Origin of the sequence: Marinobacter sp. (assembly GCF_033722195.1) — a bacterium.
Lineage (GTDB): Bacteria > Pseudomonadota > Gammaproteobacteria > Pseudomonadales > Oleiphilaceae > Marinobacter.
Genome location: NZ_JAWVZL010000045.1, coordinates 1 through 23,501, shown reverse-complemented (window position 1 = coordinate 23,501; position 23,501 = coordinate 1). Strand labels below are relative to the sequence as shown.

At 63.1% G+C, this 23,501-nt stretch carries 18 protein-coding genes and 1 pseudogene; 9 read left to right on the top strand and 10 right to left on the bottom strand.

The features are described 5' to 3' along the window. A pseudogene (locus tag R3280_RS09930) lies at window positions 1–135 on the top strand (molecular chaperone DnaJ); the annotation flags it as partial. On the opposite strand, the gene R3280_RS09925 reads toward R3280_RS09930, so the two are convergent. Further along, window positions 132–905 (bottom strand): secretin, encoded by a 774-nt coding sequence (locus R3280_RS09925; protein ID WP_318998446.1) that lies wholly within the window; start codon window positions 903–905, stop codon window positions 132–134. The pseudogene R3280_RS09930 and the gene R3280_RS09925 sit on opposite strands and share 4 nt — an antisense overlap. A gap of 347 nt (window positions 906–1,252) precedes the next feature. Here R3280_RS09925 and R3280_RS09920 point away from each other — a divergent pair, with 347 nt between their 5' ends. Together R3280_RS09920 and R3280_RS09915 are read left to right on the top strand one after the other, a co-directional pair. Further along, window positions 1,253–2,317 carry a 3-deoxy-7-phosphoheptulonate synthase gene (locus R3280_RS09920; protein ID WP_318998445.1) on the top strand — a complete coding sequence of 355 codons (1,065 nt, stop codon included), beginning with the start codon at window positions 1,253–1,255 and terminating at the stop codon, window positions 2,315–2,317. 197 nt (window positions 2,318–2,514) lie between these two features. Continuing rightward, entirely contained in the window at window positions 2,515–3,957 is a 1,443-nt protein-coding gene (locus R3280_RS09915) for a dihydrolipoyl dehydrogenase (protein ID WP_318998444.1), read from the top strand. A 73-nt stretch (window positions 3,958–4,030) separates the two neighbouring features. Here the strand turns inward: R3280_RS09915 and R3280_RS09910 are convergent, their stop codons facing one another. Continuing rightward, window positions 4,031–4,297, bottom strand: coding sequence for a DUF2061 domain-containing protein (locus tag R3280_RS09910; RefSeq protein ID WP_318998443.1), 267 nt, complete (start codon window positions 4,295–4,297; stop codon window positions 4,031–4,033). 246 nt (window positions 4,298–4,543) lie between these two features. Between R3280_RS09910 and R3280_RS09905 the strand changes: the two genes are divergently transcribed. Next, a complete protein-coding gene (locus tag R3280_RS09905; protein ID WP_318998442.1) occupies window positions 4,544–5,017 on the top strand; it encodes a Dps family protein in 474 nt (157 codons plus the stop codon). Window positions 5,018–5,140: 123 nt separating this feature from the next. Here the strand turns inward: R3280_RS09905 and R3280_RS09900 are convergent, their stop codons facing one another. The 6 genes from R3280_RS09900 to R3280_RS09875 all read right to left on the bottom strand — a co-directional run bounded on the left by R3280_RS09900 (window position 5,141) and on the right by R3280_RS09875 (window position 12,064). Further along, the gene (locus tag R3280_RS09900) at window positions 5,141–6,265 is read right to left on the bottom strand and encodes an NAD(P)/FAD-dependent oxidoreductase (protein ID WP_318998441.1); all 1,125 of its coding nucleotides are present in this window, start codon (window positions 6,263–6,265) and stop codon (window positions 5,141–5,143) included. Window positions 6,266–6,267: 2 nt separating this feature from the next. Further along, window positions 6,268–7,584, bottom strand: coding sequence for a cyclopropane-fatty-acyl-phospholipid synthase family protein (locus R3280_RS09895; protein ID WP_318998440.1), 1,317 nt, complete (start codon window positions 7,582–7,584; stop codon window positions 6,268–6,270). A gap of 244 nt (window positions 7,585–7,828) precedes the next feature. Continuing rightward, window positions 7,829–9,121, bottom strand: coding sequence for a TRAP transporter large permease subunit (locus R3280_RS09890; RefSeq protein ID WP_318998439.1), 1,293 nt, complete (start codon window positions 9,119–9,121; stop codon window positions 7,829–7,831). Then, window positions 9,118–9,663, bottom strand: coding sequence for a TRAP transporter small permease subunit (locus tag R3280_RS09885; protein WP_318998438.1), 546 nt, complete (start codon window positions 9,661–9,663; stop codon window positions 9,118–9,120). Before R3280_RS09885 ends, R3280_RS09890 begins: the two co-directional genes overlap by 4 nt. A 122-nt stretch (window positions 9,664–9,785) precedes the next feature. Then, entirely contained in the window at window positions 9,786–10,868 is a 1,083-nt protein-coding gene (locus R3280_RS09880) for a TRAP transporter substrate-binding protein (RefSeq protein ID WP_318998437.1), read from the bottom strand. A 155-nt stretch (window positions 10,869–11,023) separates the two neighbouring features. Next, window positions 11,024–12,064, bottom strand: a complete 1,041-nt coding sequence (locus tag R3280_RS09875; RefSeq protein ID WP_318998436.1) for a ChaN family lipoprotein — start codon at window positions 12,062–12,064, stop codon at window positions 11,024–11,026. Between the two features lie 371 nt (window positions 12,065–12,435). Between R3280_RS09875 and R3280_RS09870 the strand changes: the two genes are divergently transcribed. Both R3280_RS09870 and R3280_RS09865 read left to right on the top strand, forming a co-directional pair. Further along, entirely contained in the window at window positions 12,436–13,353 is a 918-nt protein-coding gene (locus R3280_RS09870; RefSeq protein ID WP_318998435.1) for a diguanylate cyclase domain-containing protein, read from the top strand. A gap of 38 nt (window positions 13,354–13,391) precedes the next feature. After that, window positions 13,392–17,564, top strand: a complete 4,173-nt coding sequence (locus R3280_RS09865; protein WP_318998434.1) for a CHASE domain-containing protein — start codon at window positions 13,392–13,394, stop codon at window positions 17,562–17,564. Window positions 17,565–17,739: 175 nt separating this feature from the next. Here R3280_RS09865 and R3280_RS09860 read toward each other — a convergent pair whose 3' ends face one another. Both R3280_RS09860 and R3280_RS09855 read right to left on the bottom strand, forming a co-directional pair. Then, on the bottom strand, window positions 17,740–18,804 hold the full coding sequence (locus R3280_RS09860; protein ID WP_318998433.1) for an acyltransferase: 1,065 nt from the start codon (window positions 18,802–18,804) through the stop codon (window positions 17,740–17,742). A gap of 76 nt (window positions 18,805–18,880) precedes the next feature. Next, complete coding sequence (locus R3280_RS09855; protein ID WP_318998432.1) at window positions 18,881–19,591, bottom strand: SIMPL domain-containing protein; 711 nt, start codon at window positions 19,589–19,591, stop codon at window positions 18,881–18,883. Window positions 19,592–19,777: 186 nt separating this feature from the next. On the opposite strand from R3280_RS09855, the gene R3280_RS09850 reads away from it, so the two are divergent. The 3 genes from R3280_RS09850 (at window position 19,778) to R3280_RS09840 (ending at window position 23,405) form a co-directional block, all read left to right on the top strand. Continuing rightward, window positions 19,778–20,335, top strand: coding sequence for a macro domain-containing protein (locus tag R3280_RS09850; protein WP_318998431.1), 558 nt, complete (start codon window positions 19,778–19,780; stop codon window positions 20,333–20,335). A 144-nt stretch (window positions 20,336–20,479) separates the two neighbouring features. After that, entirely contained in the window at window positions 20,480–21,310 is an 831-nt protein-coding gene (locus R3280_RS09845; protein ID WP_318998447.1) for a DMT family transporter, read from the top strand. A gap of 142 nt (window positions 21,311–21,452) precedes the next feature. Further along, complete coding sequence (locus tag R3280_RS09840; RefSeq protein WP_318998430.1) at window positions 21,453–23,405, top strand: CASTOR/POLLUX-related putative ion channel; 1,953 nt, start codon at window positions 21,453–21,455, stop codon at window positions 23,403–23,405. The last annotated feature ends 96 nt before the right edge of the window (window positions 23,406–23,501 follow it).

The window sequence follows — 23,501 nt, the reverse complement described above, 5'->3', positions numbered from 1 at the left end:
CGCGACACCATCGTGGCCGCCCACCGCAGGCTGATGCAGAAGTGCCATCCCGACCGCGGCGGCAGTGACTACCTGGCCGCCAAGCTGAATGAGGCCAAGGAAACCCTGCTGGGCCCCCGTTCCGGAAAGGTCTAGGGCAGCAGCTCAACCTTGACCTGGTAGGATTGGTTGGCCTGGCGGTCGCCGCCCACCTGGTAGGTGATCCCGCTGCGGTTGCCGCTTTGCCGGGTCTCGCTGCCGCCCAGTTCCACCCATTCGCCCGGAGCCACCCGGCGCAGGGTCATCACCGCCTCGGTCTCGTAGCCCGGTATGTCCTCGCTGGGATCGTTATCAAAAGCCAGTACATCCAGCTGGACCTGACGGTCTGAAATGACCTGGGGGGTGACCAGGAAGCCGCTTCGAATATCCACCTGCTGCAGGATGGCAGCGGGATTGCGACCACCCTGAATGGCCACCGGCAATGTCCGGATCTGCCCGGACGTGATGTGGGCGGACTGGCCGCTCTGCACCACCAGGCTGCGCTGGGTGTTCTGGCGGGTGGTGGTGACCCGTTTTTCCGCCGTTACCCCGACCCCGTCACTGGATATGCTGATGCCGCCGCCTTCCCGCCTGACGTTGTCGCTACCGCCACTGCGTACGGTGATACGCATCTGCACCGGCGCCACATCGAGGGTCTCTACCAGCTGACCGATTTCGTCCAGCACCCGCGGCTCGGCCCTCACCAGCATTTGCTGGCCCCGGGCGGTGATGCTCAACTGGTCCTCCGGATAGAGCGCCCGCAGCTGGCTGGCCACATCCTCGGCGGTGCGCTCATCAAGGGTGTAGGCGCGCACCTCCGGTGCGGCCTGGGCGACAAGGGCCAGCGGCAGCAGAACGAGCAATAGCAGCGTGCGAGTGATGTTCATGGACGGTATCCGGCAACAGAGGGGTGGCAGCTTGCGATAAACGGGTTGCAAACCACCGGATCGGTGTTAGAGTAAAAAGCATGAAGACACCACACGCGCCCTGTCAATTGAAACTTCCGCAAGCTTCCGGCACGCCGGCAGCGGTTGGCGCGTCTGTGTTTTTTTGGTGGTTTGGTTATGGCTTCTATTTTAGCCAGAGCCCGGGCCGCCCATAAGATCTTCATCGACCGAACAACGAGGAAGGCAGCCCGGCAGAAACACCAGGCTGCCACCGGACTCGAAAAGCCCCGACTGGTAGCCCAGCCGGGGCTTTTTTGATTCTGACCTAGGGAAACGGGAACACCGATATGAACATGCCACTGAACGCGGAGACAATGGCCACTGACCAGGCCCCGGTCGCCCCGGTGACGCCGGCGCTGCAGGAAACGCCCCTGCCGACACCGGCCGAGCTGAAAGCCGAGCTGCCATTGCCGGCCACTCTGGCCGGCAGGATTCAGCGCCAGCGCGACAGCGTGCGCCGGATCCTGCGGGGTGAGGACAGTCGGACCCTGATCGTCATGGGCCCCTGCTCCATCCATGACGAAGTCGCGGCGCTGGAATATGGCGCCAAGCTCAAGGCGCTGGCAGATCAGGTCAGTGACCGTTTTGTCCTGGTGATGCGCACCTATCTGGAGAAGCCCCGCACCACGGTGGGCTGGAAGGGTCTGCTTTACGATCCCGAGCGCACCGGCAATGGCGACCTGAACCAGGGACTGCGCCGTTCCCGCCGGCTGCTGCTGAACCTGGCGGAGATGGGGCTGCCCCTGGCCACCGAGGCTCTCAGTCCCATGGCCATGGATTATCTCTCGGACCTGGTCAGCTGGACCGCCATCGGTGCCCGCACCACCGAATCCCAGATCCACCGCGAGCTGGTCAGTGGGCTACCGATGCCGGTGGGCCTGAAGAACGGCACCGACGGCAGTATCGGGGTGGCGGTCAACGCCATGAAGTCGGCGGCACATCCGCACCATCGCCTGGGTACCGCCGCTGACGGCCGACCGGCGATGATCACCACCTCCGGCAACCCGGACACCCACATTGTGTTGCGTGGCGGTCGGGGGCTGACCAATTATGATGCCGACAGTATCGCCACCACGGTGGCCACGCTGGCGGAGGCTGGCCTGTCCACCGCGGTGATGGTGGACTGCAGCCATGACAACGCCCGCAAGCAGGCGGAGCGCCAGCTGGACATTGCCCGCGAGGTCATGGCCCAGAAGGCGGCCGGTAACCACCATATCCGCGGCCTGATGCTGGAAAGCTTCCTGGAGCCGGGCCGGCAGGATGACGGCGCCGAGCTGCGTTTCGGCTGCTCCATCACCGATCCCTGTATCGGCTGGGAACAGACCGAGGCGCTGCTGCGCAGCCTGGTCTGAGCCCGGTGCTCCCGTCTCGATGCCTCGCCGCCCTTGAGAAACCGGCATCGAGTCGCTACAGATCTAGTACCCCTTCGGCCCTTCGGGGCCTTTTTTACGGCTATCCGTAACCCCGGGGGGGCCGATCCGCCCCGGCGTTCGTAGCTAACAGGAGAGCCGCCGACAGCGGCCCACCCGGAGAATCGAGGAGAGACACCGTGGAGAAACGCAACGTGGATGTGGCGATCATCGGCACCGGCACCGCTGGCATGGTCGCCTACAAGGCCGCCCGGGCCCACACCGACCGCATCGCCGTGATTGAAGGCGGCGAGTACGGCACCACCTGTGCCCGGGTTGGCTGTATGCCCAGCAAGCTGTTGATCGCGGCCGCCGAAGCCGCCCACGACATGAAGGCGGCGGAACTTTTCGGGGTCCACGCCGGCGATATCCGGATCGACGGCCGGGCGGTGATGGAGCGCGTGCGCCGGGAGCGGGACCGGTTCGTCAGTTTTGTGCTGGAGTCTGTCGAGAGCTTTCCGGAACAGCATCGGGTCAGCGGTTATGCCCGCTTTATCGACCCCCATACATTGCGGGTGGACGACAACCTGGAGATCGAGGCCGAGCGCATTGTCATCGCCACCGGCTCCCGGCCCAGTGTGCCGGATTTCCTCAGGGCCGCCGGTGACCGGCTGATCGTCAACGACGATGTCTTCAACTTCGACGACCTGCCTTCCTCGGTAGCGGTCTTCGGGCCGGGGCTGATCGGTCTGGAGCTGGGCCAGGCGCTCAGCCGCCTGGGTGTGCGTGTCCACATGTTCGGCGTCAGCGGCGACCTCGGCCCCGTCAAGGACGCCGGCATCCGCGACTACGCCCTCAAAACCTTCCGTCAGGAATTCCGGCTGGATCCCGATGCCAAGGTCAGCAAGGTGGAACGCACCGATGACGGAGTGGCGGTGACCTACGAGGATCCGGAGCGGGGCACGGTAACCGACACCTTTGACTATCTGCTCGCGGCCACCGGTCGCCGGCCCAACATCGACAAGCTGGATATCCAGAACGCGGATATTGAGCTGGATGAGCGCGGAGTGCCCCGTTTCAACCCCTACACCATGCAGTGCAGCGCCCGTCATATTTTCATTGCCGGTGACGTTAATGCAGAGCTGCCGCTGCTGCACGAAGCCACCGACGAGGGCCGGATTGCCGGCAACAATGCCGGTGCCGGCCATGAACCGCGGGTAGGCCTGCGACGTACGCCGCTGTCGGTGGTCTTCACGAGTCCCCAGATCGCCACGGTAGGGATGAGTATCGATGAGGTAGACGAACGTTGCCGCGGCTGCTTCGAGGTCGGCGAGGTGTCTTTCGAGGGCCAGGGACGCAGCCGGGTCATCGGCAAGAACCAGGGCATACTGCGGGTCTATGGCGAACAGGGCAGCGGCCTGCTGATGGGCGCGGAAATGTTCGGGCCCGCCGCCGAGCACATTGGCCATCTGCTGGCCTGGGCGGTGCAGAAACGTATGACGGTGAGCGAGGTGCTGGAGATGCCCTTCTATCATCCGGTCATTGAGGAGGGCGTGCGTACCGCCCTGAGAGACCTTAACCACAAACTCAACATCGAGCCGGAAATGGTCGACCGCTGTCTGGAGTGCGGTCCGGGTGCCTGATGAGACCAAGCCGATCAAAAAAATAGCCGGCGAAGCCGGCTCAAAGTAGGGTTGGTCCGTGGCGGGCAGGCGCCTAGTGCGCCTGCTGGGCGACAGGTGTCGGAGCCACCTGACGACGGCGACCACGCTGCTGCCAGAGCTTCTCGTGGAAGAAGTAGGCAATGGTATTGATGGCAGGCTCCACCATGGCAATCAGGCCACCGATGACGATGTCACCGGTCAGTACGTAGGCCACGGAAAAAGCCACCGTGAAGTGCGTGATCGCAAATGTCAGGGTCTTGATGAGGGGGTTGTCGCCCCGCTGGCCGTGGTCGTGGATAAAAAGCTTGAGCACACTCATCTGATAGACTCCCGACTGCTTTCCTGGATACTCCGATTAGACCGCGACGCAAGTCATCTGTTAAGTGGATTGTCTTTAGTTTTTCAATAGAACTGGTCTATCGATAATTCCTATGAAAATGTAATCGATTGGCGTTTGCTCATAATTTCTGGCTATTGATCGAATTGTCCGTTTAAACTGTCAATAATTCCGTATTTTCGTTACCTTTTAAGCAACTAGATTTCCATTTACCAGAAGGAGTCCCAAATGAGTACGAACTTCATCGGTCTGGATACCGCCAAAACCCAGAAACTGGCCGACAGCCTCAATGGACTGCTGTCCAACTACCAGATCTTCTACATGAACGTGCGCGGGTACCACTGGAACATCAAGGGTTCGAACTTCTTTGAGCTGCACGTCAAGTTCGAGGAGCTCTACGACGATCTGCTGCTCAAGATCGATGAGATCGCCGAACGGGTCCTGACCCTGGGCCACCGTCCCGCCCATGCCTACAGTACCTACATTGAGCATTCCGACGTGCCGGAGCGCAAGGACGTTCATGACGGCAAGGAAGCGGTGGAGAACATCGTGGAAAGCTTTGCCAAGCTGATCCGCAAGCAGCGGGATCTGCTGAGTCTGGCTGGTGAGGCCGATGACGAGGGCACGGTGGCGCTGATGAGCGACTACATCTCCCAGCAGGAAAAGCTGGTGTGGATGTACCGGAGCTACCTGGGCCAGTAGGACCTTTGATCTGGAGTCGCAGTACTGCGACTGCCAATCAGGACAGATTGAGATTCAGAAACCGAGTCGGGCAACCGGCCCGGTTTTTTTATGGCCGGCTTCCCCTCTGGCTGGCGTATGGCATCACACCGCTGTCTCGAGCGGCGGCACCTGTTGGTGCAGGAACCACTTCTCGGTGACCACCTTGCGGGTGAACCAGTGGGACTTCATCAGGTTGCTGGCCAGGGGCATCTTCACCCAGTCCGGTATCTGCCAGCCACCTGAGGCATTCAGGGCGCGACGGCCGAAACGCTCGGAGATGGCCTCGCCATAGCTCTGCAGGCTGCGGGCAGACACATCCGGGGCCCGGCGTATCACATCCGCCGCCATCAGGGCCGACTCAATGGCCGGCCGGATGCCCTCGCCACTCTGGGTGTAGGCCAGGCCGGCGGCGTCACCGATCAGCATCACGCCCTCGTCCACCAGCGGCCGCTCGGCATGGGCGTAGAGCAGGTAGGCATGCCCCTTGAACCGGCCGGGGAGGTCTGAGGGAATGCGGCCGGCCCGCTTCATGTCATCGACAAAGCGCTCCAGGTGCTCACTGAGCTTGTGGTTGTCCTCCCGGCCGAGGCCGATATTGAGAAAGTTGCCCTTACGGAAGACCCAGGCGTACCCCTTCAGGTCTCGGCAGAACCAGAGCTCCGGTCGCTCGCCGCGGGCGGCGCAGACGGCGGCCTGATCCTCGGTCATCTCGAATTCCACTTCCTTGGCGGCCACTACGGTTTCGTGGCTGCCGGGGCCCTCGCCCAGCTCCCGCGCGACCGGACAGAAATGACCGCCGGCACCCACCAGCAGCGGTGCCTCGTAGCGGTCGTTGATGATCCAGCTGCCGCTCTGGTGGACGATGGATTTCACCGGCGTCTTGAGGGCCTTGTCCACCGGTGCGCGGGCCAGCAGGTAGTCATCGAATTCGCAGCGGCGGATGCCGTAACTGACGGTGCCGCCGTGGTCGTTCTCCACGGCGGGCTGATCCATCATGCCGATGCGGAAGCCGGAAATGGGCTGCAGGGTGCGGCCCTTGCCGTAGTCGTCGCGGTCAATGGCCAGGCTGTCCATGACCGCGGGAGTGACCCATCCGGCGCAGGTCTTGTCCCGGGGGAAGTCCTGTTTGTCGATGATCAGGATTTTCTTGCCGCTGTCCCGCAGCGCCCAGGCCAGGGTGGAGCCGGCCGGCCCGCCGCCAACGATGATGAGATCGTAATGCTCCATGATTATCCGGCCTCCGGGGCAGCGGGTGTCTGGTAGAGGTGGCCACGGTTGTGGGCCAGGTTGTTGTTCTCACCATGGGTAAACACGACCTGGAACAGCTGCAGTGAGCCGGCCCGGAAGGCGGCAATGGAGCCGGCCAGATACATCCGCCAGGCCCGGGTGAAATGTTCGTCGTAGAGTTCGGTGACCCGGTCCCGGTTGGCCTCGAAGCGTTCCATCCAGTGCTCAAGGGTACGGGCGTAATGCAACCGCAGGTTCTCGACGTCCAGTACCGAGAACTCGCCCTCCTCGCAGATGCCCATGAACTCGCCGATGCTGGGGGGATAGGCGCCGGGGAAAATGCGTTTCTCGATCCAGGCGTTCATCAGCATGGGGCGGTTGCGGCCGATGCTGTGCAGCAGCGCCATGCCGTCAGGTTTCAGGGAGCGGCGGATGATGGCCGCCAGTTCGCCGTAGTTCTCCTTGCCCACGTGCTCCAGCATGCCCACCGATACGAAGGCGTCGTACTGACCCTCGATGTTGCGGTAGTCGTCTTCCACGTAATCGATGAGATGGTCCAGCTCCTGGCGCCGGGCCTCGGCCCGGGCGAAGGCGATCTGCTCCTTGGAGATGTTGTAGGCGTGCACCCTGACGCCGTATTCCCGCGCCATATAGCGGGCCAGCCCGCCCCAGCCGCAGCCGGCCTCCACCACAGTCTGGCCCGGCCGCAGCCGCAGCTTGCGGCAGACGTGCTCGAGCTTGGCAAGCTGGGCCTGCTCCAGGGTGAGGTCGGGGCTCTCGAAATAGGCGCAGGTGTACTGCATCTCGGCTTCGTCCAGCCAGAGCTGGTAGAACTCGTTGCCCAGATCGTAATGATGGTGGATGTTCTGGCGGGCCTCGTTGAGGCCGGTGGACCGGGGATTGTGATTCCGCCACAGGGCCTCCAGCCATTTAGGCCAGCCCTGGCGGGCCCCGTGGACCGCGCGGTAGAGGGCGGTCATCAGGTCGGGCAGGTCGCCGTCCACCTGGAGCCGGCCGCTGGCGTAGAGATCGCCAAAGGCCAGGTTGGGGTTGCCCACCAGCTGGTAGAGAGCCTTGGGGTCGGTCAGTCGCAGGGTGAACCTGGGCTGTCCGTTCTCCGGCTCAACCCGCTCGCCGTTCCAGAGTTCAAACCGCACCGGGGGTGATCCCGCCATCCGCAGGAGCTTGGACAGGAGCCAGCGCTCATAGCCGTGGGGTGGCCGGTCCGGAACCTGGTCCTGTACCGGTATGGACAGAACATGAGACTGTTCCGTTTCACCTGCTCGCAAGGATTCCGCCTTGCTGGTGCCTTGACTCATGGATGCTCCCTCCCTGATCAAGCGTTGTTCATGGCCTCTGATACGCGCGGTGGGGACCCTCTTCCCGGATTCCCATTCCAAGTATAGAAAACGATCGGTGGTTGTCACTGCGGTAACCCGTCGAAATCTCCCTACAACAGCGATAGGTTTGCGGTGGGTACAGGCTCAGTGTGCCAACGGGCCGCTGTGCTGATCAAGATATGGGCAAAGAAAAAGCCCGGTCGGAACCGGGCTATTGGTGGGATCAGCTGCTGGCCATGCCAAACCAGGACGGGAAGATGAAAATCAGCATCAGCACCGCGATCTGTATTGCGATGAAGGGCATGACCCCGCGGTAGATGTCGGTGGTCCGCACCTGGGGCGGCGATACCCCCTTGAGGTAGAACAGACTGAACCCGAACGGTGGAGTCAGGAAGCTGGTCTGCAGGTTCATGGCGATCAGGATCGCGAACCACAGCATGTTGATACCCAGGGCTTCCGCTACCGGCGCCAGGATGGGCACGATGATGAAGGAGATCTCCACGAAGTCGATGAAGAAACCCAGTACCAGGATCACCAGCATGGAGATGATCAGGAAGCCCCACTTCTCGCCGGGCAGGGACAGCAGGAACTCTTCCAGGATGTAGTCGCCACCGGTGTAGCTGAAGGTCATGGAGAAGGCGGTGGCGCCGATCAGGATGGCGAACACCATGGCGGTGACCTTGACGGTCTCCTCGGAACTCTCCCACAGCATCTTGAAGGAGAACTGGCGATAGGCCAGGGCCAGCACCACGGCGCCGACGGCGCCCAGCGCCGCGGACTCGGTGGGCGTCGCAATGCCGGCGAAAATGGAGCCCAGCACCACCACGATCAGGGCCAGCGGCGGAATGATGGCGAGCAGCGCCTTGACCACTTCCTGGACGCGGGAATCGTCTGTCTCCCTGGGCATGGCTGGCGCCAGTTTGGGCTTCCAGAGTGCGAGCAGGATGATATAGGCGAGGTAGAGTCCGATCAGCACCGCGCCGGGAATCACCGCGGCCTGGAACAGGTCACCGACCGGCAGACCGAGAACATCCCCCAGGATGATCAGGATAATCGATGGCGGCACAATCTGGCCCAGGGTTCCGGCCGCGCAGATGGTGCCGCAGGCCAGTTTCTTGTCGTACTGGTGGGCCAGCATGACCGGCAGCGAGATCAGGCCCATGGCCACAACACTGGCACCCACCACCCCGGTAGAGGCTGCCAGCAGGGCGCCGACGAGGATGGTGGATATGGCCAGGCCGCCCGGCACGGTGCCGAAGAGCCGGCCCATGGATTCCAGCAACTGCTCCGCCAGTCGGGTTTTCTGCAGTACCAGGCCCATGAAGATGAACAGCGGAACGGCCATCAGCACGGTATTCTGCATCACGCTCATGATGCGGAAGGGCATGAAGGCGAACAGATCCCAACCTTCGGCCACAACGCCAAAGATCAGGGCAATGCCACCGAAGATAAAGGCGACCGGAAAGCCCAGCATCAACAGCAGCAGGGCCACGATGAACATGATGATACCGATCATGCCAGACCTCCCTGACTCTTGCCGCCGGTGTAGCTCTCACCCAGCTTCAGTACCCGTATGGCCTGGGTCACCATGCCCAGTCCACTGGTGGCCATGAAGATCGCTGAGATGGGTATCAGGGATTTGATGATCCAGCGGTGAGGCAGGCCGCCGGGGTCGGCGCTGCCTTCGCCCAGGTTGTAGGCTTCCATGGTGTAGCTGTAACCGTAATAAGCAATCAGCAGTGCGAAGGGCACCACGAACACCAGCGCCCCCACCAGGTTGACCCAGGCCTTGGCCTTGTCGCCCCAGCGATCGTAGAACACATCGACCCGCACGTGGCCATCGGTCCGCAGGGCGTAGGCAATACCCAGCATGAAGACAACCGCGAAGAGGTGCCATTCCATCTCCTGCATGGCGATGGAGACATCGTTGAAAGCATAGCGTGCCAGGACGTCGTAGAAGACGTTCAGCACCATCAGGATAAGGGCCACGCTGGCCACCCACCCACACAGGTAGGAGATCCTCGCAAAGCCGTTGTCCAGCGCAATGATCCAGCGCATATCAGATCCTCTCTGGGGCGCGTTGTTCGGGGTTCATGATATCGGGTCGTAAACAAATGTGCCGGGCACTCCTTGCGGAAGGGCCCGGCACCGGTTTTGCACCAAAACGTTGCAAATATTGCTTATTCGTTGATCTCAGCCATGGTGTTCAGATAGGCCCGCAAGGAGATATCAGTGTAGTTGCGGGCGTTCTTCAGGTACATGGCCTGGGAGTCGATGATCTTCTTGGCCTGGGGGTCGCCGGCCGCAGCTTCCGCCAGCAGCTTGTCATTGGCCTCGGCCATGGCGGTCAGAACGTCCTCCGGGAAGTTCTTGATCTGGACGTTGGGATGCTTCTCGCGGATGCTGGCCCATGCCTTGGAGTTCTCGTGCACCGAGTGAATCAGCATGTCGTAGGCGGCGCTGCGCATGGCGATGCGGAGAATTTCCTGCAGGTCGGCCGGCAGCTTTTCCCAGCTGCGCTTGTTGATCAGGAACTGCAGCTCGGTGGCCGGCTCGTGCCAACCGGTGTAGTAGTAGTCAGCGATCTGCTGGAAGCCAAGGCGCAGGTCCAGAGCCGGGCCCACCCACTCAACGGCGTCGATGGTGCCGCGCTCCAGGGAGGTGTACAGCTCACCCGGCGGAATGTTTGTGGGGTTGACGCCCACTTCGGCAAAGACTTCGCCCTGGAAGCCGGGGATCCGCATCTTGAGGCCCTGCAGGTCTTCCAGTGAATTGATTTCCTTGCGGAACCAGCCGCCCATCTGGACGCCGGTGTTGCCGCCAGGGAATGACAGCATGTTGTGGGGCTCGTAAACCTCCTGCATCAACTCCATGCCGCCGCCGTGGTAGAACCAGGCGTACTGCTCGTCAGCGGTCATACCAAACGGCATGCTGGTGAAGAACAGGGTGTTGGGTACCTTGCCTTTCCAGTAGTAGGAGGCGGAGTGGCCCATGTCGTACTGGCCGGCCTTGACCATGTCGAAAACGCCCAGGGGCGCCTTGTGCTTGTTGGCCGAGTCGATGCGGATGGTGAGGCGACCGTCGGACATCTTTTCGACGGTTTCCGCCAGGCGCTTGGTGGTGTCACCAAAAATCGGGAAGTTGGGTCCCCAGGTTTCCGCCAGTCGGAAGGTGAACTTGTCCTGTGCCAGAGCCGGAGCGCTTGCCAGAACCGCGGACAGCGTCAGCGCCATCGCGGAGGTGAGGAGTGAACGCAGTTTCATATCAGAGCTTTCCTCTTTTGTTTTTTATTTGAATGGCGAACCGCTGATCCTCGCCTTGAGCCATGCCTGGCGCGGGTGGCGAATCGCCAAAGCCTGTCTTCTCAAGCTAGCACGCTTTGACGAGGGTTTGAACTCAAAGCACCGGAACACCCGACTTAAGTCTTAGGGAGCCTGTTATCCGGTTCCATCCGCTGCGGGCCTTCCGCCGGGCAGCGAACGTCCGGGGTCCTGGCAAACCGCTCCGCCATCGCCTGGCGGCGTAGCTCCGGGTCGCGGTATTCCGGCGGCAACGGCAGCAGCTGATAAAGATATTCGTCACCGGTCCGCTCGCCGGCGCCGAGGGTTGTGGTGGCGTCCTGGACAATGACCGGCGTCAGTACCCGGATGCTGAGCCCCGGCGCACGATGCCGCAGGGCAGCCACGGTACCCAGACCGCCCTCGCTGTGAAACGTGCCGGTGATGTGCAGCACCTGATGTTCCGGGTAGCTTTTTCTGGCCTCCAGAATCGCCCGGGCCATGGTGTTGTCCCGCAGCAGTTGCGCTTTGAAGCTGCGTTCGCCGGCGTCGCTATGCCCCCCGTGGCCGCCGTGACTCATGGCGGCGAGGAATTTGTCCCGATAGGCGGGGACGGTAAAGAAGGGCTCGTCCGGTACCCACTGGCTGACATTGTCAGCGAGGCTATCCAGGTAGCCGGCGCCTTCACGGCCGACACAACGGACCAGGTCCGCGGGCGCATTGGCGGCAACCACCGGCAGCTGGTGGCGCCGGGCGAATTCCACCAGTGGCCGGTAGGACGCACGGTAGTTGGCCCAGGCATCGGTGCGCTGGATGAGCGTCTCCTCACCAATCTCGCCGGCGAGGTACTCGTCCAAGGTGCCCTGCTGGTCCACGTTGAACTGCTCCAGGCTCAGCACCTGCTCCGGCCGGCGCTCATGCAGCGCCACCTGGAGGCGGGATTGCAACAAATGGGCGCCGTTGTGGCCATGGAACTCGCCGACAATCACCACATCAGCATTCCGCAATGAATCGGCAAGCTCCTCGAGGGTTATCGTCTGAGCCGTGGCGCTGTCAATCACCCGGCTGTGGTAGATGGAGTGCAGTGTCTGTGGTGCGGGAGGCAGGTTGGTTTGAGGACTCGCACAACCACACAGTACGAGCGCAAAGGCCAGGATGGCCGGGTTTCCGAGACAGTGCATGGCGTGAATGTCCTCCTTGGGTTTGCTGTCGACAGGGTCGCATCCCTGGCTGCGGCGGTTGTTGACAGGTACGTAAAGTTTGGCCCCCAAGCCCAGCGACGAGCCAAGGTCTGGTCCTGTAGGATTGCTTGCCAATAAATATCTGAACTATGCTGGGGTTGGAAAGCCGCAGTTGCAGGGAAGCCAGAACGGACCAGGCTGGCCTGGGCCTGAGATTCTGTTACGGGCCAGAAGCAGCCGCAATGACGACCCGCTCACTGTGTCATTGCTCAGCAGGCTTCTCGCAGGGAGGGCGATAGCAGGCGCGATTCGGCTCGGAAGTCCGCCGAAATCAGCGAGAATCACTCTCTGAACGGGACCCGCTCGGCAGTATGCACATCAACTCTGAGACCAGCCGCATTCTGATCGTCGATGATAGCCCGGAAACCATACAGATGCTCAGTGGGCTGCTTCAGGGCAAGGGTCAGATGCTATTCGCTACCAGTGGCGAAGATGCCATTGCCATGGCGCGTAAGCACCAGCCCCATCTGATCCTGCTGGATATGGAAATGCCGGGTCTGGGCGGTGTCGAAACCTGCAGGCGCCTGAAAAGCGCACCCGAGACCAGCGACTGCGCGGTTATCTTCATCACCGCCAGTGTTGGGGCGGAGGTGGAGGTGGAGGCCTTTGATGCCGGTGCCGTGGACTTCATCAGCAAACCCTTCCACGCCACCGTGGTGGATGCGCGGGTGACTACCCACCTCAAGTTAAAGGCGCAGTCCGATGCCCTCAAACAGCTGGTCCAGCGCGATGGCTTGACCGGCGTGTTCAGCCGGCGCTATCTGGAAGAGCAGCTCGAGATTGAATTCCGCCGACATCAGCGGCAGGGTCTGTCGATGGGCCTGGCATTGCTCGACCTGGACCATTTCAAGGCCTTCAACGACGGCTATGGGCATCTGGCCGGTGATAACTGTCTCAGCAGAGTCGCGGAAGCCATGCAGGGCTGTCTTCGCCGTCCCGGCGAGTTCGTTGCACGCTACGGTGGCGAAGAGTTCGCCGTTGTACTTCCCCACCTTGCTCCGGATGAGGCCGACAAAGCCGGGGAGTGGCTTTGCCAATGCGTGCGGTCGTTGAATATTCCCCACCGGTTCAGTCCAGTTGCCGATTGTGTCACGGTCAGTCTCGGCCTGAGAGTGGGTGTGCCATCCGGCGAGGACGCCATCGAGGTCTGGGCCAAACAGGCGGACGACGCCCTCTACGCCGCCAAAGCCGCCGGTCGAGACGGCTATCGTATTCACGGTAGCGATTGAACACCAAGGTATCGCCCAACCCCAGAAGAGTTCGCAGCATGACCGACGTTTCATCAGGGCCAGCAGTTTCAGGGCGCCGCCGCCTGTCCACGGGGCTGGCGCTGTTCCTGCTTTACACTGCTGCCGCTTTGCTGAGCCTGAACCTGGCCTTTGCCACAACCAACGTGTCTCCGGTCTGGCCCCCCGCCGGTATCGCGGTGGCCGGCCTGCTTCTGCTGGGCCGGGCTTACTGGCCTGCGATTCTTCTTGGCGCCTGGCTCGCCAATCTGGTGGGTTTTGCCTGGCCCGGCATGCCGGACAGCGCTGCCGTATCAGCGGCCCTTGTCATCGCCATCGGCAACACCCTTGAGGCGGTGTTGGCCGTCACCTTGGTTGCCCGGCTCGGCGGCATCACAAGCCTGTTCGGGCGTCCCACCGGGGTCTTCTTCTTTCTGCTGGTTGCGATGGTTTCCTGCGCGGTCAGTGCCCTTGTGGGCGCCGGCGCACTCTGGCTGTGGCAGTTCGCGCCGGCCAGCGACACGGCGTCGGTGCTGACCACCTGGTGGCTGGGAAACCTGGTGGGGGTTTTTCTGGTCGTGCCCCTCGCGCTCTGCGCCCGCCGACCGAAAACGCCAAAGGTCGATCTCCGAAGCGCCGGTTCTGCGCTCGCTCTTTTGGCCGCCGTGGCGCTGGTATCCTGGTTGTGCTTTGGCAGCAGTGAGTTTGCCTCCGGTGAGGAAGGCCTGCTGGTGTTTCTGTACCTCCCCTGCCTGGCCTTTGCGGCCTATCGCTTCGGTTTGGTCGGTGTTGCCCTGACCGGGCCGGTTGTGGTCGGTGTTGCCGTTCTGGCCACCATCAATGAGCTGGGGCCGTTTGCCTATGCCCGCATCAATACGGCCCTTATTACGCTGGATGTCTTTGCGCTGCTCTGGCTGATTGCCGGTTTGGCCTTTGCGACGGACCTGGCGGAGCGGCGTCGGGTCGGCAACCAGCAAAAGCGGGAATTGCTCACCTCCTGGGCGATCCTGCTGGCGGCGGTGGGACTGACAGTGGTCAGTTGGCGCCTGGTAAGCCTCAATACAGATGAGGTGGCTCGAGACCGGTTCACCGACCTGAGCGAGGAAATCCAGTCCCAGATTGCCGATCGGATGCTGGATTACGAACAGGTTTTGCGGGGTGGGGTCGGCCTGATGGATGCCTCGGATGAGGTGTCGGCACGGGACTGGAGTCGGTATGTCGAGGATCTCAAGCTGGAGCAGAGCTACCCCGGGATCCAGGGCATCGGTTATGCCGCGTACCTGGACAAGAAATCCGCAGTGGAGGCGTTGGCACAGCAGCTTCGGGAGCAGGGCTATGATGACTTCAGGGTCAAGCCGGCGGGAGAGCGGGACATCTACGTGCCGGTGGCCTATCTGGCCCCCATGGACTGGCGCAATCAGCGGGCTCACGGCTACGACATGTTTTCCGAGGAATCCCGCCGGATGGCTATGGTGGTTGCCCGTGACACGGGTGAAACCACAATCTCGGCCCGTATCGTGCTCGTCCAGGAGACTCAGGTCGGGACACAGGCGGGCTTTTTGATGTACCTGCCGGTCTATCGGGGTGGCTCGGTGCCAGCCACCGTCGAGGCCCGACGCCAGCAGATCGAAGGTTACGTGTACAGCCCGTTTCGAATGAACGATCTGGTAGAGGCCATTCTCGCCGATCAGTTTCCCGAAGTCGGCGTCACCATCTACGACGGCCAAGTCCCCGACAAGGCCGGCATCATGTACCAGAGCCAGACTCTGGCGGAGGCGACCAACGGCCTGTTCACGCGAACAGCAACGCTGCCGGTGGCCAACCGGCGTTGGACCCTTGAAACCCACGCCACACGAGCTTTCCTGCAGGGTGTGGACAGGCAGAAGTCGCAGATTGTGCTGGTGTCCGGTGTCATCATCAGTCTGCTCCTGTTTTCTTTTGTCCGGACGCTGATGCTGAACCGGAGCCGCGCTCAGGCGCTGGCCCGGGAGATGACCCAGGCCTATCGCCAGTCGGAAAGCAAGTTCTCGAGCCTCGCGGACACGGCCGCCGAGGCAATCTTCATTGTCAGCGACCAGGGCCGAATCCTGTTCAGCAACCCCACGGCGGTTCGCCTGTTCGGTTACTCTCCAGCTGAACTGGAGTCCATGTTCTGGTACCAGCTGGTGCCGGCTTCCGAGCGTGAGCAACGTCAACAGGAGGCCCGGGAACGGCTGGGCTCGGCCCAGCAGAATACCGCCGCCAGTCAGGAAATAAAGGCCCGCTGTCAGCGCAAGGATGGCAGCGTTTTCCCCGTGGAATTCTCTTTCTCGATCTGGAGCGGTGACAGCGGCTTCTTCATCGGGGTGATCCTGCGGGATGTCACCGAGACCCTGGAGGCGCAGCGCCGGCTGGATCATGCCAGGCTGGAGGCTGAAAAAGCCAACAGGGCGAAATCAGAATTTCTGGCCAACATGAGCCATGAAATCCGGACACCGATGAACGCGGTGCTGGGTATGACGCAATTGCTGGCGGAGACGGAGCTGACGGCCGAGCAGCAGAAGTATCTGGAAAACGCTGCCCTGGCCGGCCGGTCGCTGATGACCCTTCTTAATGACATTCTCGACCTGTCGAGGGTTGAGGCGGGGCAGATGCAGATAGAGCCGGTGGTGTTCGACCTGGAGGAAATGGTTCAGGTTTTTCACACCATCATGAGCGTTGCGGCCAGCGAAAAACCGATCCAGACCGATATCCGGATCGCTGACGAGGTGCCGAGAATACTGCGGGGGGATCAGCTACGCATTCAGCAGATTCTGATGAACCTCCTCTCCAACGCCTTGAAATTCACCGAGCGGGGATCGGTCATCCTCACCATTGATCTGCAGCGGCGGGAGGAAGATCAGGTCACACTGGTCTTCCGGGTAACCGATACCGGTATTGGTATCAGCAAGGCCCATCAGAAAAAACTCTTCAAGGCGTTTTCCCAGGCCGACACTTCCATGACCCGCCGCTTCGGCGGCTCAGGGCTGGGTCTTGTGATTTCCCGCCACCTGGCACGCCTGATGGGCGGCGATATCGAGCTGGACAGCGAGCCCGGCAGAGGCAGTGAATTCCGGGTTTTTCTCCCAGTCACAGTAGTGCGGGCAGAAGAGCTCATCCCCTCAACAGAGCCGTTGGCGCTGGCGGGCAGTCTGACGGGAATCCGGATATTACTGGCGGAGGACAACCCGCTGAACCAGGTGGTCGCACGCGGTTTGCTGGAGCAGGCCGGGGCGGAGGTAACGCTGGCGGATAACGGCCGCGAGGCGGTGGATATGCTAAGCGCTGAGCCGGATGCCTGGGATCTGGTGCTGATGGACGTGCAGATGCCGGTCATGGACGGCCGGGAGGCAAGCACTGAAATCCGGCGCCGATTGGGGCTGGATCTGCCGATCATCGCAATGACGGCCGGTGTCACGGCATCTGAGCGAGCCGCATGCGAGGCTGCGGGAATGGATGGCTTCGTAGCGAAGCCGGTGGTGGCGCGGGACATGGTTTCCGAGATCCAGGCCAGACTGGGGCGTGCCAAAGCCAGCACACTGGCGCCTGTCAGCGCCGCCGGCGACGCTGCTCCGGATGCCGGCCGTCCTCAGTCGGCGACCCCTGAGCTCAATCTGGAAAAGCTGATGGACAGCCTCAGGGCTGTGCCTGAGCGTGCAGCGGCGCTCCAGAACCTGATTGCGGGAATAGCCGAACGTCGCCGCGCCGCGGTCAGGGAAGCGCGCGACCTGTGGTTGCAAGGGCATTCTGACGAAGCGGCCCGGGCGCTGCATACCTTACGGGGCTCTGTTGGCAGTCTGGGCGCCCATGATTTTGCCGAACTCACACTGGCCGTCGAAGCTGACCTCAAGCAGCCAGCCGGAACCGTCGCGGACAACGAAATGACCGTCCGCTGGGAGCGGTTGGAAGACGCTTTCGAGAGTGTCATGGCGGCGATCGATCGCTGGCTGGCCGAGCAAAAACGCGGCAATGAAGACCTACCCGTCGAGGCGCTGGATGTGGCTCGAATTCAGGCGCTGATGGATCTGCTGGCGGCACACGACCTTGAGGCGCAGGTGCAGTTCGCCGAACTGCGGCCTGCCCTGGCGAGAGTCATGGCAGAAGCCGATCTGAGGTCACTGGACGCTGCCATGACAAGGCTCGACTACGCGGCGGCATCCGCTGTCCTGGACTCGCTGCTGCGGAACCGCCCCTGATCGCCGGAGCCTGGCCAAGCGGTCATTCCAGTGGTACTCCACCGTGGACAATACCCGCACGGTCTTGACCGGCTCCAGACTCAGCACCTGCTCCGGCCGGTGCTCATGCAGCGCCACCTGGAGGTGGGATTGCAACAGGTGGGCGCCCTGAATAACTTCATGGGTCAGCCTCCATTCAGTGGCGGGCCGGTGTTACGGTCACGGTTTCCTTGGGCCAGGACCGGTCCGGCAGCTGGGCCCGGCGTCGGTTGTGGAACCAGCGCAGGGCCGGACGCTCAATTGCAATGTTGATCAGCCAGGCCAGTACCAGCGCCAGGAACAGGGCCAGCAGGACGCCGACCGGTCCCGGCAGGCCCTGCTGATAGGCCCAGCCGATAACGCCATAGCCCAGGTTCTGATGGACCAGATAGAACGCGTAGGACAGCCGCCCCAGCCACAGCAGGGGCCGGTTCACCAGCCAGTCCAGTCGCCCGGCGATGGCCAGGGCAAAGAGGCCGTAACAGCCGAGTACAAACAGGTTATACGGGGCCCGGTAGGCAATCAGGCTATGGCCAATGGCCAGTGCCAGCAGCAGCGCCTGGCCCGGGGGCAGGGTGCCCCCCTGGTACCAGCGGTACAGCAGCATGCCGCTGACGAACAGTGGCGCATAGCGCACGAAGAGCAGGTCCTTGACCAGAAACTCCAGCTCCGTTGGCAATTGGCGCCAGTAGATCACTCCGGCGTAGCTGACCAGCACCCACAGCCAGAGCACGACGGTGAAGCGCCGGCCCTGGCCCAGGCTATAGAAAATCAGCGCGATCCAGGCGTAGAAGGTGATCTCGATCACCAGGCTCCAGTAGGCACCGTCCACGTGGGGCACGCCAAAGTACTCGTGCAGCAGCGTCATGTTGATCAGGGCGTCGGTGAGACTGACCGCCCGGTCAGCCGGGCCCAGCAGGGCGACGGAGATCATGGTGATGGCAATGCCCGCCCAGAGCGCAGGCAGCAGGCGGAAGCCCCGGGCCAGGGCGAACCAGCCGGGGCCGGAGGTCCGGGTCAGGGTCATGAAAATGACGAAGCCGCTGATCAGGAAAAAAAGATGAACGCCGTAGCGGCCGAAGGCAAGCCACTGCCAGGGCTCGAAACCGTGGCCATAAAGCTGATGGTAGTAGGGCAGATAGTGGAACAGCACCACCATCAGGGCAGCGAGACCACGAAGGGCGTCCAGCGCCTGCAGACGGGCGGTTTTTGCAAGGGTCATCGCACTGCCCCGGTGGGGTGGGCTGGTTCACCGGCCGAGGCCGGCGCTGACAGGCGGAGAGACACGGGCTCAGGCATCAGTCGAGGTAGTACTCCACCGTGGACACCACCCGCACGGTCTTGACCGGCTGCTGCTGCTCCTGGATGCCCGGCGCCTGGTCCCGGGGCAGGATCTGGAAGACGCCCTGGTTGGCCCGGCGCAGGCCCGCCAGTTCGGTGTTGGCGTCGCGGGCGAACTGCGCGGCGGCCTCGCGGGCGGCCGCCGTGGCTTCGGCGATCATGGCCGGCTTGATGTCGTTGAGCCGGGTGAACAGATAGGTGGGGCCGGCGGCACCGTAGTCGGCGGTCAGCACCACCCCGGAATCCACCAGTTCGCTCACCGCCTGGCCGGCCTGGCGGATCTTGTCGACCTGGTCGCTGCGCACCATCAGGGTCTGGTGCACGATGAACCGCGGCCCGCCGTTGTTGCCCTGGTAGGGATTGGCCTGGGCATCGGTGACGTCGAGCCGTTGCAGCTCCACTGCTTCGGGGCCGATGGCCTGCAGCTGCAGGAAGGCCATGATGGCCTCGCGGCTGGAACCTGCCTGGGTCTGGGCTTCGGCCAGGGTGTCGCCGGTGGCCACAAACCGCAGGGGCCAGAGTGCCAGGTCGGCCTCCACTTGCTGTTCCGCGACGCCCTTGACGGTGACGAAACGGTCACTGGTGCGCAGCTCCCGAAGACCATTTCCAATCAGCGCAGCGGCCATCACCGCTGCCACTCCCAAAACCACTGCAGACATCACCCGCATAGAGACTCCTGGCTACACCGCCCTTATTGCTGACGCCCGCAAAGATCGCCCGCTTTACGCAGCCGGTCAAGTGACGGTGACGACAGCCACGGGACCCTGTCGCTTAAGGTTTTGTTGGCCTTGAGACCGGATCGGTATGAGGACTAAGCTGGGGTGACAGTCACTGCGCAGACAGGAGGACAGACCATGGGCCAGCAAACGATCCTGGGGGTCACCATTGAATGTGTGCAGGGAGACATCACCGACCAGCCGGATGTGGACGCCATCGTCAACGCCGCCAATGCCCAGCTCAAGACCGGCGGCGGTGTCGCCGGTGCCATCCACCGCGCGGCCGGACCCGGGCTTGAGGAGGAGTGCAGTTCCCTGGCGCCCATCAAGCCCGGCCAGGCGGTCATCACCGGCGGCCAGAAACTGCCCAACCGCTTTGTGATCCATTGTCTGGGGCCCGTTCACGGCCAGGACGAACCTTCGGATGAGCGCCTGGCGGACTGTTATCGCAACGCCGTCGCGCTGGCGGAGGAGCACGGCATCCGCCGGATTGCCTTCCCCGCCATCTCCACCGGGGCCTTTGGCTTTCCCATGGCGGAGGCCGCCGACATCGCCATGCGTACGTTGCTGGACCGGGCCGAGCAGGGCACTTCGGTAGAGCTGATGCGGTTTGTGCTGGCCAGCGGGGACGATCAGAAAGTCCACGAACAGGCGCTGTCGGAGGCCTTGGAGGGTCGCCCGGAAGCGGGGCGATAACCCGGCCGCCGGGTGGAGGGCGCCAAACACGACTTTTGGCTGAAGCGCCAAAGGTGGTGATGGGGCTAGACTTGCGGGCAACAAGAAGCAGAAAGGAAGTTGCCTGTGAGTCCGTTACGTGCGTTTTTCCTCACCACCCTGGCCATGATCGCCTTTGCCGGTAATTCCCTGCTGTGCCGGGCGGCGCTGCGGGACACCGACATTGACGCCGCCACCTTTACCACGGTCCGCCTGGTGTCCGGTGCCCTGACGCTGTGGCTGCTGGTAGCGGCTCGCCGTCTGGGGCCGGTCTCTGCCGGCGGCAGCTGGCTGTCCGGACTGGCGCTGTTTGTCTACGCCGGCGCCTTTTCCTTTGCCTATCTGGGGCTGACCACCGCCATGGGCGCCCTGCTGCTGTTTGGCGCCGTCCAGATCACCATGATCAGTGTCGGTCACTGGCGCGGCGACCGTATGCAGCCGCTTCAGTGGCTGGGCTTCGCCGCTGCCTTCGGCGGGCTGGTGGGTCTGCTGCTGCCCGGCCTGTCGGCGCCGCCGCTGCTGAACTCGGTGCTGATGATCAGTGCCGGGATTGCCTGGGGCGTGTATTCCCTGCGGGGCAGGGGCGCTGGTGAACCCACCCTGGCGACGGCGGGCAACTTTGTCCGCTCCGTGCCTTTTACCCTGGTCCTCAGTGTGCTCAGCCTATCGATGCTGGGCCAGTTCCGCCTGGATACCGCCGGTGTCGGCTACGGCGTGGCCTCCGGTGCCATCACCTCGGCCCTTGGCTACGCCATCTGGTACATGGCGCTGCCGGCACTGAAGGCCGCCACCGCCGCCACGGTGCAGTTGACGGTGCCGCTGATCGCCGCGGTGGGTGGCATCCTGCTGCTGTCCGAGCCGCTGACCCTGCGCCTGGTGCTGGCCGGGCTGGCGATCCTCGGGGGTGTCTGGCTGGTGATCCAACAGAAACAACGCCAGCCCCTACCGCTGCGCTGAATCTCGGCCGCGCCGCCCGGGCGATTGTTCCGGCCCGCCGCTGACCGTATCCTTGCTCAGGTCGGGCGGGCCCTCGCCCGATCACGTTCAGGTCCCCGCGGGGACCCTTCAGGGTTTCATCTTGGCGGCCGGGAGAAATTGCATGTTGCCATTACGATTTATCGACAGGGTCAAGTTTGTCGTTGAACGGCAGCTGGTCAAAGGCGCCGGCTTCCAGCTGCTGGTGGTGGCGGTGTTTATTGCTCTCATCTCCATCACCGGTGGTCTGCTGGTGCTGCCACTGCCGGAGTCGGAGAACCTGGGTAGCGCTGTCTGGTGGGCGTTCCTGAGGCTGACGGACCCGGGCTACCTCGGGGACGATGTGGGCAACTGGCGGCGGTTTGTCTCCACCCTGCTGACGGTGAGTGGCTATGTGGTGTTCATGGGTACCCTGGTCGCCATCCTGACCCGCTGGCTGATCGCCAAGATGACGGATCTGGAGCGGGGTCTGACACCGGTGACCCTGAAGAACCACATCGTGGTGCTGGGCTGGACCAGCCAGACCCTTCCCCTCCTGGGCGAACTGCTGGGGGCGTCCGGGCGGGTCCGCCGCTTTCTGGAGAAGCACGATGCCAGCCGTCTGCGTCTGGTGGTGCTGTCGGAGAGCGCGTCCGCCAGCCAGGTTCACGAGTTGCGGAGCGAGCCGGGTATCGGCCGCAAGGCGCGGCAGATCATTCTCCGTGCCGGCACGGCTATCCAGCCGGATGCGCTGCAGCGGGTGGCCTGCCTGCAGGCGGCGGCGGTCATCGTGCCGAGCGCCACCCACGAGGCCGGCAGTCTGGTGACCTCCGATGTGGAAACCGTCAAGGCCCTGCTTTCCATTGCGGCCCAGGCCCGGCAGATGGGCTCGCCGCTACCCTTCGTGGTGGCTGAAGTCCAGGATGTGCGCAAGCTTCCGGTGATCGAGCGGGCCTATCCGGGCGCTGTGGAGGTGGTTGCGGGGGATGCCACCATCAGCCGCCTGATGGTGCAGAACATCCTGCATCCCGGCCTGTCCGAGGTCTTCAACGAACTGTTGACCGCCGGCGAGGGCAATGAGATCTATATCAGGGGCGGTGAGAGCGTCGCCGGCATGACCCTGGGGGAACTGGCGTCCTTGCGGCCCCAGGCTATTGTGCTGGGGCTTCTGGTGCGGCGTCCCGACGGCAGGAACTGGCAGGTGCAGCTGCCGGCTCCATCCGATGCGGTGATCGGCGCCGACGACCGGGTTGTTCTGATGGCCCGGGACTATGTGGAAACCGATGCCGCTGCCCGGACCGAGCCGCTAGCGCCGATCCGCCGGATCGAACCTGCGGTCAGGGCGTTGCCGGAACTGACGAGACCGCACCGGGTGCTGGTGTTGGGCTGGAACCGCAGGGTACCGAGCCTGATGGCCGAGTGCATCAGCTACACCGTCCGCCGTTTCGACGTGGACGTGATGTCGGTGGTGCAGGCCGACGAGCGCCAGCGCGAAATCGATCGCTACCTTGGTGACCAGCCGACGCTCAGCTGCCGGCATCTGGAGGCGGACTACATGAGCGAGGGCGCCCTGCGGCGGGCGAGCCCGGCCGACTACGACTCCATCATGCTGTTGAGTAGTGACCGCCTGGCATCGGGAGAGGAGGCCGATGCCCGCGCCATGGTAGGTTACCTGCAGCTTGAGGACATCCTCAGTGAGGCTGACCGGCGCCCCCAGGTGATCATGGAACTGAGCGACCCGGATAACCGGGGCCTGCTGACTGGCCACCAAGCAGAGATGATGATCAGCCCCATGATCATCAGTCACGTGCTTGCCCAGGTGGCGCTGCGGCCGGAGTTGCGGTGCGTACTGGATGAGCTGTTCACCGTGGGCGGACCGGAAATCCAGTTCCGGGCTATCGAGGATTACCCGCTGCCCGCCAGCGCTGACTTCCAGGTGCTGGAGAAAATCCTCGCCGCCGAGGGCGAAGTGGCGCTGGGCGTCTACCGGCAGCGGCCTGACGGAAACGGCCGGCGGCTGCAGTTGAACCCGCCGCGGCGCAACTATCTGGATCTCCAGGCCGGTGACCGGCTGGTGGTGCTTGCCATCACAGCCTGAGACCTTGACCCGGATCAGGGCTCCCCACCTACCATGGCGCTATCCTGACTTGCTCCTGAATCCGCCCGTTGGGGGAAAATCGTGGTCGAACTGCTG